This is a genomic window from Thermophilibacter provencensis (assembly GCF_030372065.1).
GTDB lineage: Bacteria > Actinomycetota > Coriobacteriia > Coriobacteriales > Atopobiaceae > Thermophilibacter > Thermophilibacter provencensis_A.
Window position 1 is genome coordinate 20,502 of sequence record NZ_JAUDEA010000007.1, and the last position, 16,927, is coordinate 37,428.

General features: G+C 64.9%; 11 protein-coding genes. 5 read left to right on the top strand and 6 right to left on the bottom strand.

Annotated elements, in window-relative coordinates; genetic code table 11:
* Positions 1–38: 38 nt before the first annotated feature.
* Complete coding sequence (locus QUW25_RS05635) at positions 39–1,319, bottom strand: DUF1015 domain-containing protein (RefSeq protein ID WP_289511243.1); 1,281 nt, start codon at positions 1,317–1,319, stop codon at positions 39–41.
* Between the two features lie 442 nt (positions 1,320–1,761).
* Here QUW25_RS05635 and QUW25_RS05640 point away from each other — a divergent pair, with 442 nt between their 5' ends.
* The 4 genes from QUW25_RS05640 (at position 1,762) to QUW25_RS05655 (ending at position 6,216) form a co-directional block, all read left to right on the top strand.
* Positions 1,762–2,418, top strand: a complete 657-nt coding sequence (locus QUW25_RS05640; RefSeq protein ID WP_289511244.1) for an HAD family hydrolase — start codon at positions 1,762–1,764, stop codon at positions 2,416–2,418.
* 141 nt (positions 2,419–2,559) lie between these two features.
* On the top strand, positions 2,560–2,907 hold the full coding sequence (locus tag QUW25_RS05645) for a hypothetical protein (protein ID WP_289511245.1): 348 nt from the start codon (positions 2,560–2,562) through the stop codon (positions 2,905–2,907).
* 8 nt (positions 2,908–2,915) lie between these two features.
* Positions 2,916–4,736 carry an ABC1 kinase family protein gene (locus tag QUW25_RS05650; protein ID WP_289511246.1) on the top strand — a complete coding sequence of 607 codons (1,821 nt, stop codon included), beginning with the start codon at positions 2,916–2,918 and terminating at the stop codon, positions 4,734–4,736.
* An 889-nt stretch (positions 4,737–5,625) separates the two neighbouring features.
* Complete coding sequence (locus tag QUW25_RS05655) at positions 5,626–6,216, top strand: HdeD family acid-resistance protein (protein ID WP_289511247.1); 591 nt, start codon at positions 5,626–5,628, stop codon at positions 6,214–6,216.
* 535 nt (positions 6,217–6,751) lie between these two features.
* Here QUW25_RS05655 and QUW25_RS05660 read toward each other — a convergent pair.
* The 5 genes from QUW25_RS05660 to QUW25_RS05680 form a co-directional block, all read right to left on the bottom strand.
* Positions 6,752–8,680 carry an ABC transporter ATP-binding protein gene (locus QUW25_RS05660; protein WP_289511248.1) on the bottom strand — a complete coding sequence of 643 codons (1,929 nt, stop codon included), beginning with the start codon at positions 8,678–8,680 and terminating at the stop codon, positions 6,752–6,754.
* Positions 8,673–10,433 carry an ABC transporter ATP-binding protein gene (locus QUW25_RS05665; RefSeq protein ID WP_289511322.1) on the bottom strand — a complete coding sequence of 587 codons (1,761 nt, stop codon included), beginning with the start codon at positions 10,431–10,433 and terminating at the stop codon, positions 8,673–8,675. Before QUW25_RS05665 ends, QUW25_RS05660 begins: the two co-directional genes overlap by 8 nt.
* Positions 10,434–10,519: 86 nt before the next feature.
* On the bottom strand, positions 10,520–10,975 hold the full coding sequence (locus QUW25_RS05670; protein ID WP_289511249.1) for a MarR family winged helix-turn-helix transcriptional regulator: 456 nt from the start codon (positions 10,973–10,975) through the stop codon (positions 10,520–10,522).
* Positions 10,976–11,622: 647 nt separating this feature from the next.
* Positions 11,623–13,647 (bottom strand): ABC transporter ATP-binding protein, encoded by a 2,025-nt coding sequence (locus QUW25_RS05675; protein ID WP_289511250.1) that lies wholly within the window; start codon positions 13,645–13,647, stop codon positions 11,623–11,625.
* Positions 13,637–15,493: an ABC transporter ATP-binding protein gene (locus QUW25_RS05680; RefSeq protein ID WP_289511251.1), complete on the bottom strand. Its 1,857-nt coding sequence runs from the start codon at positions 15,491–15,493 to the stop codon at positions 13,637–13,639. The genes QUW25_RS05675 and QUW25_RS05680 overlap by 11 nt, the downstream gene beginning before the upstream one ends.
* Before the next feature lie 447 nt (positions 15,494–15,940).
* Here QUW25_RS05680 and QUW25_RS05685 point away from each other — a divergent pair, with 447 nt between their 5' ends.
* Complete coding sequence (locus QUW25_RS05685) at positions 15,941–16,897, top strand: phosphate ABC transporter substrate-binding protein (protein WP_289511252.1); 957 nt, start codon at positions 15,941–15,943, stop codon at positions 16,895–16,897.
* Positions 16,898–16,927 lie beyond the last annotated feature (30 nt).

A 16,927-nucleotide genomic window follows, 5' to 3' on the forward strand; every position in this document is an offset into this window, starting at 1 on the left:
CGCGTCGCGCCTCAAGCGGCGGCGGGTCGCCGGTAGCCCTACTCCTCCGGCTTGCGCTCCTGGGTGCGGTCCGAGTGGGACTCGCAGTGGTTGATGCGCCTGATGAGCAGCCCGGAGAGCAGCTTGGGATCGAGCCAGGTGGACTTGGGCGGCATGATGAGGCCCCGGTCCGCCACGTCCATGAGCTCGCGTAGCGAGGTGGGGTAGAGCGTGAAGGCCACGCCCTTCTCGCCCGCGCGCTCGGCGACCTCCTCTGCCGTGGCGAGGCCTCCCACAAACCCCAGTCGGTCGCAGCTGGTGGGGTCGTTCACGCCGAGCACGGGGCCGAGCACGCGGTCCTGCAGGAGGGAAACGTCGAGGCAGCCCACCGCATCGTCGGGGACGCCCTGCGCCACGAGCTCGCGCCAGGCGCCAAAGGCGTGCATCCCAACGTGGCCGCGCTCGGCGGGCATTACGGGCTCCTCCCGGCGCGGACCCACCGAGAAGCCCGCGGACTCGATGCCGCACACGAGACCCTCCTCGGAGAGGTCGGCTGCGTCCGTGACCACGCGGTGATAGGGGAGCACCGTGAGCTGGCTCGTGGGGAAAAGGGCGCACAGCACGTAGTTGTAGGCCTCGTTGCCCGTGTGGCGCTCGCCGCGCTCGGTGCGCATCTTCTGGCACACGTGCGCGGAGGCCGCCATGCGATGGTGACCGTCCGCGATGTAGGCGCGGCCCACGTGCTCGAGCATCATGCGCAGGGACTCCACCGCCGCCGGTCGGGCGACGCGCCAGATCGTGTGACGCACGTGGCGCTCGTCGGTGAAGTCGTAGAGGGGCTCGGCCACCTTTGCGGCCTCGACGAGCGCCTCCAGGACGGGGTTGTCGTGGTAGGCGAGAAACACCGGGCCGGTCTGGCAGCCGGTCGCCTCGATGTGGCGGAAGCGGTCCGCCTCCTTCTCCGGGCGCGTGAGCTCGTGGCGACGGATGATGCCATTGGTGTAGTCGTCCACCGAGCACGCCGCCACGATGCCGGTCTGCTCGTGGCCGTTTGCGCGCAGGCGATAGAGGTAGTAGCAGCGCGTGCCGTCGCGCAGCAGGGTGCCGTCGGCAACGCGTGCGGCAAGGAGCTCGTGGGCCTTCTCGTAGACGTCGTCCGCGTAGGGGTCGTGGACGGGGGAGAAGGCGGTCTCGGGGCGGTCTATCGCGAGAAACGAGCGCGGGTGGCACGAGACGTACGCCGCGGCCTCCGCGCGGGTGAAGACGTCGTAGGGAAGCGAGGCAAACTCGGCCGCCGCCTCGGGGCGCGGCCGGTAGCAGGTGATGGGTTCGGCGTGCATGGGCCCTCCTTCAAGTGGGACTGGGCAATCATAGCGCGTGCGCGTTTTGGCTGTGTGCACGCGGGGGCGAGCGGCGGGCGACCCTCGGCTGCGCGGGTGGTCTGGACCCCTTTGCAGGGGGTCGGCGCCGAGAAAACCGCGGGGCTGTACCGGCATCCCGGTTGCGTGCCGAGAAAACCGCGGGGCTGTACCGGCATCCCGGTTGCGCGCCGAGAGATGCGGGTCTCTGTACCAGCCCCGCGTCTCAGCGCCGAAAGAACTTCGCCTCTGTACCAGTTTTGAGAAACCGCGTCGAGAAACCCCGGGCTCTGTACCATCACCAGCGCAAGGTGCCGTGCTCCGCGGGTGCACTATGGTACAGCCCCGCGGTTTTCTCGGCGATGACCTTACGCGCCCCCGCCGCGGACGTGCTACGCTTGACAAACGCAACGAAGGGAGAGGGATGGACGTTACCAGCAGAGACGTGGTTCTCTTTGACTTTGACGGGACGCTCGCCAACACCGTGCCGGCAATCGCGCGCACCGCGCGGCGCGTCCTTCTTGCGCACGGCCTCACCGACGAGACGATCGGCGATATCATGCGCCTCATTGGCCCTCCCTTCCCGCAGGCATACAGCCTCGTCTACGGCTTCTCTCCGGAGGAGGCGGTCCAGATCACGGCCGAGTACCGCGCCATCTACACCACGCTGGGCGTTGAGGGCTGGCCGCTCTTCGAGGGCACGCGCGAGCTGCTCGAGGACCTGCGCGCCGCGGGCAAGCGCCTGGGGGTGGCGTCCTCCAAGCGAACGACCCTCGTGCGACAGGCCCTTGCGGACAACGACGCGCTCGACCTCTTTGACGTCGTGTGCGCAAAGCCCTCGGACGATGAGATCTCAAAGTCCCAGATCATCGACGGCGCCCTCTCCGAGCTGGGCGCATCTCCCGACCAGGCCGTCATGGTGGGAGACCGCCACAACGACGCGGAGGCCGCCATCCAGAGTGGCATCCCCTGCGTGGGCGTCTCCTACGGCGGCGCCACAAAGCCGGGCGAGCTCGAGGCCGCCGGCGCGTGCGCCGTTGCGTCCACGGTTGACGAGCTGCGCCGCATTCTCCTCGGCTAGAGCCAGGAGCGTCGGGGCGCAAGCGGCGGGCGTCCCCCGGCCCCCGCTGCCGCCCGCCGACCGAAAAGTCGTCGCGCATTTTGGGTAGAAGGTTGAGCATGAGGGTGCAGGTTCGGCCCACGCCAAGAGATGGGAGCAGACATGGCAGACTTTGACCTTACCGAGGGTATCCGTAAGCTCTTCCTTGCCAGCGTCGGTGCCGTGGCAATGGGTGCCGAGAAGTCCCAGGAGGTCGTTGAGGACCTCGTCAAGAAGGGCGAGCTGACCGTCGAGCAGGGCAAGACGCTCAACCAGGAGCTCACCCGCAAGGCCAAGGAGGTCTTCGAGAACACCTCCGACAGCGCCCTGCGCGCCCACCTGGCCTCCATGACGTCCGAGGAGCGCGCCGCCTATGCCAAGAAGGTCGCGCAGATGTCCGCGGACATCGATGCCGCCTCCGTCAAGGTTGAGGTGGACGAGGCCGAGAAGACCGAGGACGCCGCCGAGTAGGGGAACGCGTGACGCCGAGCGAGAGGGACGAGAGAGTAGATGACGCGTCGGGCGAGGGTCCGGACGTCCCCGAGGTGCCCGAGGGCGCCGAGGGGGGGCGCGGCCTTGGCTCGACGCGCACCTCGCAGGAGATCATCGACGCCTGGTACGAGCGGATGGTCTCTGGCGAGGAGGGCTCTGGCCTGCAGACCATCGGACTTTTTGGGGGCAGGAGCGGGGAGGACTACGGCCTCTCGCGCGGCTCTCGCCTGGCGCGCATCGGTCAGATCGTCTCCATCGTTCGCCGTTATGACATTTTCCACGGCCTCACGCCCAAGAGCCTGCGTCGCATGCTCGAGGAGCTGGGGCCCACGTTTGTGAAGGCCGGCCAGATCCTCTCGATGCGCTCTGAGATCTTGCCCCAGAGCTTCATGCGCGAGCTTGGCAAGCTGCGCACCGACGTGGAGCCGATGGACCGCAACACGGTGCTCGAGGCCCTGCGCGCCGAGTACGAGACCCCCATCGAGGACATCTTTGACGCCATTGATGACCAGCCCCTCGGCTCGGCGTCCGTGGCGCAGGTCCACAAGGCGCGCCTCGTAACCGGCGAGATGGTTGCGCTCAAGATCCAGCGTCCGCACGTCCAGGAGATCATGGCGCAGGACATCTCGATCATGCGCTCCCTTGCGCGCTACGCCAGCAAGTTCATGGGCGACGAGCAGTTCCTCGACCTGCGCTCCGTTGTGGACGAGCTCTGGCAGAGCTTCCGCGAGGAGACGGACTTCCTCGTTGAGGCGCGCAGCCTCGAAGAGTTCCGCCGCAACAACGCGGGGTGCGCCTTCGTGGACTGCCCCAAGCCCTACCCTACGCTCTGCACCAAGCATGTTGTGGTGATGGACTACGTTGAGGGCATCCCCATCAACGACGCCACGCGGCTCGTGAGGGAGGGCTACGACCTCTCCGAGATTGGCATCAAGCTTGCGGACAACTACACGAGCCAGATGCTCGACGACGGGTTTTTCCACGCCGACCCGCACCCCGGCAACCTCGTGATTCGCGACGGCAAGATCGTCTACCTCGACCTCGGCATCATGGGGCGCCTCTCGAGCCACGACCGCTCGGCGATGCGCGACATGGTGACGGCCGTGGCGCAGTGCGACTCGCCGGGCCTCGCGGAAGGCCTCAAGCGCTTCTCGATCTCCGACACCTCCGAGGTTGACGACGCACACCTTCTGGCAGACCTCGACGCCATCGTTGCGGACTACGGTCTGGCCGACCTCTCCGACCTCGACGTGGGCGCGTTTCTTAACTCGCTCATCTCGATGGCGCAGAAGGACGGCATTGAGCTCCCGAGCTCGGTGACGATGCTTGCGCGCTCGCTCGTGACGCTCGAGGGCACTGTGCACGCGCTCCTGCCGGGGACGTCGATCGTCGAGATCATCCATGCGCACCTGCGCGCCCACACCAGCGCCTCCGAGCTCGCGCGCCGCGAGACCAAGCGCATCGCCCGCGAGACCGTGGCCGCCACGCACGGCCTTCTCAGCGCGGCGAGCGACGCCGGGCTCGCCATGCGTATGCTCACCCGTGGCCAGCTCCGCGTGAACCTCGACCTTGCCGGTACGGAGGACCCACTCGAGGACCTTGCGCGCATCGCAAACCGCGTGACGCTGAGCGTGATCATTGCCGGCCTGTTCATCGGGTCGTCGGTGGTTTACTACGCGCGCATCCAGCCGGTCATCTTTGGCATCCCCATCATCGGCTTTGTGGGATATCTCGCCGCGCTCGTGCTGGGCGTCTGGGTGGCCCAGGACATCATCCGCGAGAGCCACCGTCGCCGTCGCCGCAGGTAGGCTCTCACGCGCGGTTCTTCTCGGCGGTGCTTGGCCCCGTTGCGTTGCCCCCCCGTCTGTTGCGTTGCCCCTCCCGTTGCCGTTTCTCCCGGTTTTGGGCAACAAGTTTGATGCGCTGGCGCGTCCCGTCCGCACAAAACTTCCCATACTGTGCAGATCGCTCGTAATTGCTTGGGTTTTTGTCGCGCGGTCATCCCATCGGATGCTGCGATATAAAAAATGTGCCCCACAACTAGGGGAGAAGCGACAAGAACGGTCTTCTCGCCAGCGCGTCGGCTCCCAAAACCCAAAAGTGCCCGTTTCTGGACACGTTGCGGCAAACGACGGCTTGCGACCATTCGGGTCAGTTTTGGGCAACAAGTTTGATACAAGGGTGCTCCCCGCAGGTTAATTTGCCGTTGGCGAGAAGATTGACCTGCGGAAACGTTGTCGAGTCAGCCGAGATGCCACTGCCGTGACTGCCTAGACATAAAACTTGTTGCCCAAAACCGGAGAGATCGTCTCCAGACGGGCGCTCTTCTCGGCTCCAAACGTCCCGAGCGGCCTCTGGAGGACTTGGGAAGGCAAAAACTATTGAACTGCATACGGAGAAGGACGAGAAGACCATCCGCGTAAGTTTTTGAGCTCGCGAAAGGAAGGGAGTCCCTGGCGCGTGCGTGACGGTGTGCTTGTCCGCGACAAAGCTCGATGCTGCGGCAGGGGGGACCGCGCGCGGCTATCGCCATGGTTGCGGACACAACTGGGTGCGGTCAGCTCACGTCGAGCTGTGTGGAGGAACGGTGTCGGTGCGCCTTCTTTCAGAATTGTGAGTTCTTAAGTAACAATTTGGGCAGAAGAGAAGTATCAGCCGGCCCGACACCCGGGCCGTCCCTTGGAAGGAATCCCAGTAATGGAACGGTATGACTCAAGCTTTGACCACGTTGGCGACTTTGTCGAGCGCTGGAACTCCAGCGTCAGGCGGACGCGCCTGTGGATGATTCTCCTTGCCGTCGCGCTCATTCTCGTGGGGATGGGGAGCGCCGTTGCGCCCTTTGGTCTCTACGAGCTCATTCAGACTCTGGTCTCCGTTGCGCTCGTCGTGGGAGGCGTGGGACAGGTCGTGTCCTATGTGCGGACGCCCGAGCTCTTCCGGAGTGCAACCAAGCTGGTCATGGGCGTTCTCAACGCGCTTCTCGGCGTGCTGCTCTTTGTGCTGCCCGCCTATCTGACGGCGGGGACCATCGTGTTTCTGCTTGCGTTCCTCTTCATCATCGCCGGCGCGGAGCGCATCACCACGGCGCGCCACCTGCGCTACTTTGGCGTGGAGGGAACGGGCCTTGCCACGGCAACGGGCGTTCTCAACGTCATTGCCGGTGTGGTCTTTCTGCTCATGCCGGCGTTCTCGAGCCTGGCCTTTAGCTACGTGCTCGCGGCGTATCTCGTGGTGGGCGGCGTGAGCCTCCTGGCCGAGGCGCTCACGATGCATCCCATCGAGCGGTAACGCCCCAGCGTACGCGCCGCTCCTACTGGACGGGCCGCCCCCGCTTCCGCGCCGAGAGAATCCGTCCTCTGTACCACTTTCCCGGAACCACGCCGAGAAATACGGGAGGCTGTGCCACGGTCCCCGATGAGGTGCCAAGAGAAGCGTCCCACTGTACCAGATTCCACGGGGCACGCCGAGAAAAGCCCTCATCTGTACCGTCGCCGCTCGGGGGAGCCCGCCGCGGGCGGCACAGCCCCTGGGTTCTCTCGGCATGCGCGCCAGAAAGCGGTACAGCGGGCGGATTCTCTCGGCGGCCGCGCCCGGACGCCGGTACAGCCCCGGGCCTTTCTCGACATGCATCCGGGCGCGCCGGTACAGTGGCGGGCTTTTCTCGGCGCACCCTGCGGAATCTGGCACAGCGGCCCGCTTCTCCCGGCATCGGGAGGGGAGAGCAAACCGGGGTCGGCACAGGCCCCGGCTTCTCTCGGCAACGAGAAGGGCCGGCGCCCCGTAAGGAGTGCCGGCCCTGCTGAGAAACCGATGGCCCTTCTCGCTACTCGAGCTCGAAGGCTCCCGTGTAGAGCTGGTAGTACGTCCCGCGCGCGGCAATGAGCTCGTCGTGCGTGCCGCGCTCGATGATGCGGCCGTGGTCGAGCACGATGATCACGTCGGAGTTGCGCACGGTGGAGAGGCGGTGGGCAATGACGAACGTGGTGCGGCCCTTCATGAGGGCGTCCATGCCGCGCTGGACGATGGCCTCGGTGCGCGTGTCGATTGAGGAGGTTGCCTCGTCGAGCACCATGACGGGCGGGTCGGCAACCGCGGCGCGCGCGATGGAGAGCAGCTGGCGCTGGCCCTGCGAGAGGTTGGTGCCGTTGTCCGTGAGCATGGTGTCGTAGCCGTTGGGGAGGCGACGGATGAAGTCGTCCGCGCCGGCAAGTCGCGCCGCGGCAACGCACTCGTCGTCGGTGGCGTCGAGTCGCCCGTAGCGGATGTTGTCCATCACCGTGCCCGTGAAGAGGTTCACGTCCTGCAGGACCACGCCGAGCGAGCGGCGCAGGTGCGGCTTCTTGATCTTGTTGATGTTGATGCCGTCGTAGCGGATCTTGCCGTCCTCGATGTCGTAGAAGCGGTTCAGCAGGTTGGTGATCGTGGTCTTGCCCGCGCCCGTGGCGCCGACGAACGCCACCTTCTGGCCGGGCTTGGCGTAGAGCGAGACATCGTGCAGCACCGTGTGTCCCGGCTCGTAGGCAAAGTCCACGCCAAAGAGGCGCACGTCGCCCGCGAGCGGGGTGTAGGTGACGGTCCCGTCGGCCTGATGCGGGTGCTTCCAGGCCCACTGGCCGGCCCAGTTCTCGTCGCGGCGGTCGCACTCGGTGACGGTGCCGTTACGGTCGATGGTACAGGCCACGAGCTCGACGTAGCCCTCGTCCTGCTCCACGGGCTCGTCGAGCAGCTCGAAGATACGCTCGGCGCCGGCGAGGCCCATGACGACGGAGTTCACCTGGTTGGAGATCTGGCCGATCTGGTTGGCAAACTGCTTGGTCATGTTGAGGAAGGGCACGCCCACGGCAATGGTGAGCGGCAGCCCGGAGAGCGACGGGTTGGGGGCACCCACGACGAGCAGCACGCCAATGGTCACGGCAACGATCACGTAGAGCAGGTTGCCGGCGTTCATGAGGATGGGCATCAGCGTGTTGGCGTAGGAGTTGGCCGTGCATGCGGCGTCCTGGTACTCGTCGTTGAGCTCGTCGAAGGCGGACTCGATCTGGCGCTCGTGCGAAAACACCTTGACGACCTTCTCGCCGTTCATGACCTCCTCGACGAGGCCCTCCACGGCCGCGACCGCGCGCTGCGTGCGCAGGAAGTTCTTGGCCGAGCGCCCGGCGAGCGTCTTGCCGAGAAACGCCATGATGGCCGCGCCGCCCACCACCACGAGGGTCAGCGGCAGGCTGTACCAGACCATGATGCAGCCCACGGAGATGAGCATGAGCATCGTGAGGAAGAGCTGCGGCATGGACTGCGCGATCATCTGGCGCATGGCGTCGATGTCGTTGGTGTAGTAGCTCATGACGTCGCCGTGCTGGTGCGTGTCAAAGTACTTGATCGGCAGGTCCTGCATGTGGTCGAACATGAGGCAGCGGAACTTCTTGAGCGAGCCCTGCGTGAGGATGGCCATGCACTGCTGCCAGACCGCGTTGCAGACGAGGCTCGCAAAGTACAGGACGGCGAGAATGGCGGCGTTGGTGAAGACCTGCGGCTGTGCCGTTGCCCAGTCGCCGGACTCCCATGTCTGGCCCACCACGGTGAGGGCGCGCTCCATGAAGACGTTGGGCAGCGCCTGGACGACGCACTGCACGAGGATGCAGATCGCAACGGCCGGGAGCATCACCGGGTAGAAGCCGCGCAGCATCTTGAGGACGCGCAGGGCGGTCCTGCCCATGGACTTGGGAGCACGCCCGCGGTGCATGTTCCTACTCATCGGCGCTCACCTCCAGCTCGCCGAGCTCGCGCTCGTCGTGGCTCTGCTTGTTCTGGGAGAGGTAGACCTCGCGGTAGATGGCGTTTCTCCGCAGGAGCTCCTCGTGGGTGCCTATGTCGTTGATGGTTCCGGAGTCCATGACCACGATGCGGTCGGCGTCCTCAACGCTCGAGGTGCGCTGCGCGATGATGATCTTGGTGGTCTCGGGCAGGTAGTTGCGGAAGCCCTCGCGGATGAGGCGGTCGGTCTTGGTGTCCACGGCGGAGGTGGAGTCGTCGAGGATGAGGATCTTCGGCTTCTTGAGCAGGGCGCGCGCGATGCACAGGCGCTGCTTCTGGCCGCCGGAGACGTTGGTGCCGCCCTGCTCGATGTAGGTGTCGTACTTGTCCGGGAAGGTCTGGACGAACTCGTCCGCCTGGGCCAGGCGCGCCGCCTCGAGGACCTCCTCGTCGGTGGCGTGCTCGTTGCCCCAGCGCAGGTTCTCGGCGATGGTGCCGCTGAAGAGCACGTTCTTCTGGAGCACCATAGCCACGGCGTCGCGCAGGGTCTCGAGGTCGTACTCGCGCACGTCGTGCCCGCCCACGCGGATGGAGCCCTCGGTGACGTCGTAGAGGCGCGGGATGAGCTGGACGAGCGAGGACTTGGCCGATCCCGTCGAGCCAATGACGCCGATGACCTCGCCGCTCTTGATGTGCAGGTCGATGTTCTTGAGCGCCTCGCGGCTCTTGTCGCCGCTGTAGGAGAAGCCCACGCCGTCAAAGTCGATCGAGCCGTCGGCGACCTCGGTCACGGCGTTCTCGGGCTGGTCGATCGTGGTCTTGGCGTCGAGCACCTCAAAGATGCGGCGGGCGTTCTCCTCGGACATGACCACCTGGGCAAAGATCATCGAGAGCATCATGAGCTGCATGAGCATCATGAAGCCGTAGGTGATGAGCGACGAGAACTGGCCCACGTCGAGCAGCTCGCCGCGGGTGGAGACGATGGCGTAGGAGCCGGCGTAGATCACGAAGACCATGACGGTGTAGACGCAGAAGTTCATGATCGGCGCGTTGAGGGCCAGGATGCGCTCTGCGTAGGTGAAGTCGTTCTGGACCTCGGTGGCGGCGCGGTCGTACTTCTGCTTCTCGTAGTCCTCGCGCACGTAGGACTTGACCACGCGGATGCCGGCGAGGTTCTCCTCGGCGCGCTCGTTCAGGGCGTCGTACTTGCGGAAGATGCGGCGGAAGATCGGGACGACCCTGCGGATCACGGTGAGAAGGGCGAGCGCCAGCACCGGGATGATCACCACGAAGACGAGCGCGAGCCAGCCGGCCATGCTGTAGGCCGCGATGAATGCGAGCACGAGCATGAACGGCGAGCGGATGGCGGTGCGGATGAGCATCATGTACGCCATCTGGACGTTCATGACGTCCGTGGTGATGCGCGTCACGAGCGAGGAGCTCGAGAAGCGGTCGATCACGGCAAACGAGAAGGTCTGGATGTTGTAGAACATGTCCTTGCGCAGGTTCTTGGCAAAGCCGGTGGATGCCTTCGCGCAGGTGAGGCCAGCCGCCGCGCCAAAGGCGAGCGAGATGAGGGCCATGAGGGCGAGCACGCCGCCCGCGGTGAGGATCTGCTGGAGGTCGGCGCCGGCCTTGATGGCGTCGATGAGGTCCGCCGTGTAGAGCGGGATCATGACCTCAAAGACCACCTCGCCGAGCACGAGCAGGGGAGTGACCACCGCGGCCCTCTTGTACTCGCGCACGCTCCCCATGAGCTTGCGGCCCACCGATGCGTAGCCCACGTGGGCCGCGGTCTTGACAAACTCCTGGTCGATGACGGGCTTCTTTGGAAGCAGGCTCATCGCTCATCTCCCTTCTTGTCCTTCTCCAGCTGCGCCCAGTTGGCGGCGATGCGGTCGAGAACGTCCACGAGCTCGCTCTTCTCGTCCTCGGTAAGGCAGTCAAACGCGCGCTCCTCAAACTCCGCGCGCGTGCGGACGACCTCGCGCGCCTTGTGCTCGCCCTCGGGCGTGAGCGTCACGGTGAGCTGGCGGCGGTCCGTCTCGGAGCGCTCGCGCGAGACGAGCCCCTCCGCCTCGAGCTTGGCGATGACCTCCGAGAGCGAGGCCGACGTGATGCAGGAGGCCTCCTGCAGGTCGCGCTGCGTCATCTCGCCGTCATGGGCGAGCAGCTCCACGAGGATGTGCTGCTTGCCGTTTCTGCCTCCCCAGTGCATGTGGAGGTAGTAACCAAAGTATCCAAAGTTGCGCATGATGCGCGTCTCTCTGCTGGGCGTGTCGCCCTTCTCGCACACGTTGGTCTCCTTCCCGTGCTCCCAATCTAAAAACGTGTTCATATCCTACTCTGAAGCCGGCGAAGGGCGATGTCAAGGTACCATGCGATTTTCTCATAGCACCGTGCGATACGTGGGGTTTTCTGCCAAGAACCCCGCCCCTAGCACCGGATTCTAGAAAACATGACAAAGGTGACAGGGTAAACTGTCAGGTTTTCCAGCCGGGACGAGAAAAATCCGCCCCAGTACCAGTTTTCAAAAATAGCGCCGAGAAAACTCCGAGGTCTGTACCACCCTCGCCAGGACTATGTCTAGAAATCCGAGGGGCTGTACCACTTCGCCCGGACCCATGCCGAGAAGACAAGGAGCCTGTGCCACTTGGGAGGAGCTCATGCCGAGAAAACCCGCCCTCTGTACAAGTGACCTTCTTGATCATGGTACAAGGGCGAGCTTTTCTCGGCGCTTATCGAGAAATCCGGTACGGAGGTGGCCTTTTCTCGGCGTCGAGAAGGGAGGGGTCGGTGGGGCTGGTACAGAGGGTGGGTTTCCTCGGTTTCGAGAGAGGGAGCCCTCCGGGGCTGGTGCAGAGACGAGACTCTCTCGGCAATGAGAGGGGGCCGGCACTCCAGTGGGAGCGCCGGCCCGGCAAAAAGCTATGGTCCTTCTCGCTACTCGAGCTCGAAGGCTCCCGTGTAGAGCTGGTAGTACGTGCCCTTCTTGGCGATGAGCTCGTCGTGCGTGCCGCGCTCGATGATGCGGCCGTGGTCGAGCACGATGATCGCGTCGGAGTTCTGGACCGTCGAGAGACGGTGGGCAATGACGAACGTGGTGCGCCCGGTCATGAGGGCGTCCATGCCGCGCTGGACGATCGCCTCGGTGTGCGTGTCGATGGAGGATGTGGCCTCGTCGAGGATCATGACGGGCGGGTCCGCCACGGCGCAGCGGGCAATGGAGAGCAGCTGGCGCTGGCCCTGTGACAGGTTGGAGCCGTTGTCCGTGAGCATGGTGTTGTAGCCCTCGGGCAGGCGCTTGATGAAGCCGTCGGCGCCCACGAGGCGGGCGGCCGCCATGCACTCGTCGTCGGTGGCGTCGAGGCGGCCAAAGCGGATGTTGTCCATGACGGTGCCCGTGAAGAGGTTCACGTCCTGGAGCACCACGCCCAGGGAGCGGCGCAGGTCGCTCTTCTTGATCTTGTTGATGTTGATGCCGTCGTAGCGGATCTTGCCGTCCTCGATGTCGTAGAAGCGGTTGATGAGGTTCGTGATCGTGGTCTTGCCCGCGCCGGTGGCGCCCACGAAGGCGACCTTCTGGCCGGGCTTGGCCCACACGCTCACGTCGTGCAGGACGGTGTGGCCGGGACGGTAGGCAAAGTCCACGTCAAAGAGGCGCACGTCGCCGGCGAGCGGGGTGTAGGTGAGCGAGCCGTCACCGTGCGGGTGACGCCACGCCCACTGACCGGCCCAGTTCTCGGCGCGGCGGTCGCACTCGTGCACGGTGCCGTTGCGGTCGATGGTGCAGGCCACGAGCTCGACGTAGCCCTCGTCCTGCTCCACCGGCTCGTCCATGAGCTCAAAGAGGCGCTCGGCGCCCGCAAGGCCCATCACGACGGAGTTGATCTGCTGGGAGATCTGGCCGATCTGGCCGGCAAACTGCTTGGTCATGTTGAGGAAGGGCACCGTGACGGCAATCGAGAAGGGCAGGCCCGAGATGGAGAGGTTGGGCACGCCGGTCTCGATGAACACGCCGCCCACCAGGGCTACGATGACGTAGATCAGGTTACCGAGGTTCATGAGGATGGGGCCCAGGGTGTTGGTGTACATGTTGGCGGCGCGGCTCGCCTCAAAGAGGCGGCGGTTGCGGACGTCAAAGTCCTCCTGCGCGGCCTCCTCGTGGCAGAAGACCTTGACCACGCGCTGGCCGTTCATGACCTCCTCGACGTGGCCCTCCACGATGCCGATCTCGCGCTGCTGCGCCACGAAGTTGCGCGCGGAGCGGCTGCCCAGCACCTTGGTTATGTACGCCATGAACAGCACGCCGGCCACGATGACGGCGGCCATCCACACGCTGTAGTAGATCATCACCGAGAAGACCGAGATGAGGGTGACGATGGTGAGCGTGATGTTGGGCAGCGACTGGCCGATCATCTGGCGCAGCGCGTCGATGTCGTTGGTGTAGTGGCTCATGATGTCGCCGCGCTGGTGCTGGTCAAAGTAGCTGATCGGCAGGTCCTGCATGTGGCCGAAGAGGCGCTCGCGGAACTTCTCGAGCGAGCCCTGCGTGATGACGGCCATCGCGCGGGTGTAGGTGAAGTTGAGGATGAGCGAGACCACGTAGATGCCCACGAGCGTGAGCACGAGCGAGGTGATGCTGCCGGCGACGGACTCCCAGTCGCCGCTCTCCCAGGTAGCGGTCACAATCTCGAGCGTGCGCTGCATGAACGTGGCGGGCAGGGCCGAGAGCACGGCCGAGACCACGATGCACAGAATCACGAGCGGCAGCATCTTGGGATAGAACGAGAAGAGCATCTTGATGAGGCGGCGGAGCGTCTTGCCGCGGCCCCCGCGACGGCGCACCTGCGCGACCTGGCGGCCGGCCACGTTCTGGCGCTCCGGCTCGCGCTCGGGCTCGGTGGGGTGGTTGGATCCGGTCACGTTCTTGAGGATGTTCTCGGCGGAGTTGTTGTTAGCGGCCATTCGCCTCACCTCCCTTCGCAGCGGAGGCGGGCAGGGCGGCGTCCTTCTCGTCCGCGTCCTTCTTTTCGGCGTCCTGGCTCGTGCGGTTCTGGGCGAGGTAGGTGTCGCGGTAGAACGGGCAGCTCTCGAGGAGCTCCTCGTGGGTGCCGAGTCCGGCCACGTGACCGTTGTCCAGCACGAGGATGCGGTCGGCGTCCTGCACCGAGCTCACGCGCTGGGCGATGATGATCTTGGTGGCCTCGGGCAGGTAGGTCTTGAGGCCCTCGCGGATGAGCGCGTCGGTCTTGGTGTCAACCGCCGAGGTGGAGTCGTCGAGGATCAGCACCTTGGGGTGCTTGAGCAGGGCGCGCGCGATGCACAGGCGCTGCTTCTGGCCGCCGGAGACGTTGGTGCCGCCCTGCTCGATGTAATAGTCGTACTTCTTGGGCAGCTGCTGGATGAACTCGTCGGCCTGCGCGAGCTTGCAGACCTCGACGAGCTCGTCGTAGGTAGCGTCTGCGTTGCCCCAGCGCAGGTTCTCCTTGATGGTGCCCGAGAAGAGCACGTTCTTCTGCAGGACCACGGCCACGTTGTTGCGCAGGAACTCGAGGTCGTAGTCGCGCACGTCCACGCCGCCCACCTTCACGGAGCCCTCCGTGACGTCGTAGAGGCGGCTGATGAGGTTGACGAGCGAGGTCTTGGCCGATCCCGTGCCGCCCATGATGCCTATGGTCTCGCCGCTCTTGATGTGAAGGTCAATCTCGGCAAGCGCGCGGTGCTCGGCCTTCTCGGAGTACTTGAAGGTCACGTTGTCAAAGTCGATCGAGCCGTCCACCATCTCGGTCTCGGGGTGGGCGGGGTTCTTGATCGTGGGCTCGGTCATGAGGACCTCGCAGATGCGCTCGGCGCTCTCCTGGGCCATCGTGATCATGGCAAAGACCATGGAGACCATCATGAGTGCCATGAGGATCATGAAGCCGTAGGTGGTGAGCGCCGAGAGCTGGCCCACGTTCAGCAGGCTGCCCTGGCTGGAGATGATGAGGTAGCTGCCAAACTGCAGGGTCACGGCAAAGACGGTGTAGACCGCGAAGTTCATCATCGGCGAGTTGAGCGCGAGGATCTTCTCGGCACGCGTGAAGTCGGCGCAGACGTCCTGGGCGGCGCGGCCGAACTTCTCCTTCTCATAGTCCTGGCGCACGTAGCTCTTGACGTCGCGCATGCCGGTGACGTTCTCCTCGATGGACTCGTTGAGGGCGTCGTACTTGTGGAAGACCGAGCGGAAGATGGGGTGTACGGTGCGCACGACCTTGTAGAGGCCAAAGCCCAGAATCGGCACGATGATCACAAAGACCAGCGCGAGCGGGCCGGCCATGATGAAGGCCATGACGATGCCCGCGAGCAGCAAGAACGGGCAGCGGATGGCGGTGCGGATAATCATCATGTAGGCGAGCTGCACGTTGGTGATGTCCGTGGTGAGGCGCGTCACGAGCGACGAGCTCGAGAACTGGTCGATGTTGGCAAAGCTGAAGCGCTGCACTGCGGCAAAGACGTCGTGGCGCAGGTTCATGGCCAGGCCGCAGCTCGCCTGGCTGCAGGTGACGCCGGCGCCGATGCCAAAGGCGAGGGACGCCAGCGCCATCGCCACGAGGATGCCCGCGTAGGGGAGCAGCTGGGGGAGACTCGCGCCCGCCTGGATCGAGTTGATGAGCTGGGCGGTCACAAAGGGGATGGCGACCTCCATGACGACCTCGCCGGAGACGATGATCGGCGTGGCGATGGAGGCGCCCCTGAACTCACGGATGCTCTTGCCGATCGCGTGGACGATCTCGCGTCCGGAGAGACCTTTCTCTTCTTTGGTCTTCTTCATATGACTCCTTTCGACAAGTGGTCATTTTGCGCCCCTGAACGGTAGTTTTCAAGGTACCGTGCGATTATTCTCACGGTACCTTCAAATCATTGTGCGAACGGTCTTTCTCCTCGGACCGTCCGCCTGCCGCACGCTCGTGAGGCATGGGCGGCATGAGGGCAAAAACCCATCCTAAGGCGTCCGAGCGCCGCCCGTACCTATCGACAGGAGGATTGTAAGCTCAGCAAGAACAGGAGAAATACCAGCTCAGAAGCAATTGTAAGGTCGAGAAGAACCTCGCCTTACAATCCGGACGTCAATTGTAAGGCCCTTTGTAAACCCAACGTAAACGGCTGTCAGGCTCCCGTAATGCATCGCCGGCCACGAAAAACGGCCGCCGAGAAGCCCGTAGGATTCCAGTCGAAACGGCCCGCCCCAGGGCCGGTCAATCCACGGGAAAGGATTAGCATGTCCAAGTTTGATCTCTCTCGCCGTCAGTTCATTGGCGCCCTCGGCGCCACCGCCGCCATTGCCGGCCTCGCCGCCTGCGGCAACACCGGCAACACCGGCACCGACACCCCCAGCGACTCCACCGAGGGCACGGACACCGCCGCGCTCGTGGGCTCCATCTCCTGCTCCGGCGCCACCTCCTTCCAGCCGCTCGTCGAGAAGGCCCGCGACGCCTTCCAGGACGCCAACCCCGACGTCTCCGTCGCCATCTCCGGCGGCGGCTCCGGCCAGGGCCTCTCTCAGGTTGCCGAGGGCTCCGTGCAGATTGGCCGCTCCGACGTCTTTGCCGAGGAGAAGCTCGAGGCCGACCAGCTCGAGGGCCTCGTTGACAACCAGGTCTGCATCGTGGGCATGGGCCCCATCGTGAACGCTGGCGTTGACGTCACCGACCTCACCACCGATCAGCTCAAGGGCATCTTCCTCGGCCAGATCACCGACTGGTCCGAGGTGGGCGGCACCGCCGGCGCCATCCAGGTCATCCAGCGCGAGGCCGGCTCCGGCACCCGCGCCACCTTCGAGGCCGCCGTCCTCGGTGGCGAGGTTGCCCCGGACAGCTTCCGCCCCGTTGCCGAGGTCGACTCCTCGGGCACCGTCGTGGAGCAGGTTGCCGCCACCGCCGGCTCCATCTCCTACGTGGCCTTCAACTACATGGAGAACGACGGCATCAAGGCCCTCACCGTCGACGGCGTTGAGCCCACGCAGGAAAACGTCGAGTCCGGCGACTTCATGATCTGGGCGTACGAGCACATGTACACCCGCGAGGACGAGGACGAGTCCACGGCTGCCGTGACCAAGGCCTTCATCGAGTTCATGCTCTCCGACGACTTTGCCGCCACGGTGGTGGAGGAGGGCTTCATCCCCATGGCCGACATGCAGGTCAAGAAGGACGCCGACGGTAACATCACCGCCGCCTAGCCCAGCCTCACCCTTCCCACGGCGGCGTCC

Bases quoted from the DNA above. Each gene is read 5' to 3' on its own strand.
- QUW25_RS05635 (WP_289511243.1), bottom strand. From the start codon at position 1,319: ATGCACGCCGAACCCATCACCTGCTACCGGCCGCGCCCCGAGGCGGCG.
- QUW25_RS05640 (WP_289511244.1), top strand. From the start codon at position 1,762: ATGGACGTTACCAGCAGAGACGTGGTTCTCTTTGACTTTGACGGGACG.
- QUW25_RS05645 (WP_289511245.1), top strand. From the start codon at position 2,560: ATGGCAGACTTTGACCTTACCGAGGGTATCCGTAAGCTCTTCCTTGCC.
- QUW25_RS05655 (WP_289511247.1), top strand. From the start codon at position 5,626: ATGGAACGGTATGACTCAAGCTTTGACCACGTTGGCGACTTTGTCGAG.
- QUW25_RS05660 (WP_289511248.1), bottom strand. From the start codon at position 8,680: ATGAGTAGGAACATGCACCGCGGGCGTGCTCCCAAGTCCATGGGCAGG.
- QUW25_RS05665 (WP_289511322.1), bottom strand. From the start codon at position 10,433: ATGGGGAGCGTGCGCGAGTACAAGAGGGCCGCGGTGGTCACTCCCCTG.
- QUW25_RS05675 (WP_289511250.1), bottom strand. From the start codon at position 13,647: ATGGCCGCTAACAACAACTCCGCCGAGAACATCCTCAAGAACGTGACC.
- QUW25_RS05680 (WP_289511251.1), bottom strand. From the start codon at position 15,493: ATGAAGAAGACCAAAGAAGAGAAAGGTCTCTCCGGACGCGAGATCGTC.
- QUW25_RS05685 (WP_289511252.1), top strand. From the start codon at position 15,941: ATGTCCAAGTTTGATCTCTCTCGCCGTCAGTTCATTGGCGCCCTCGGC.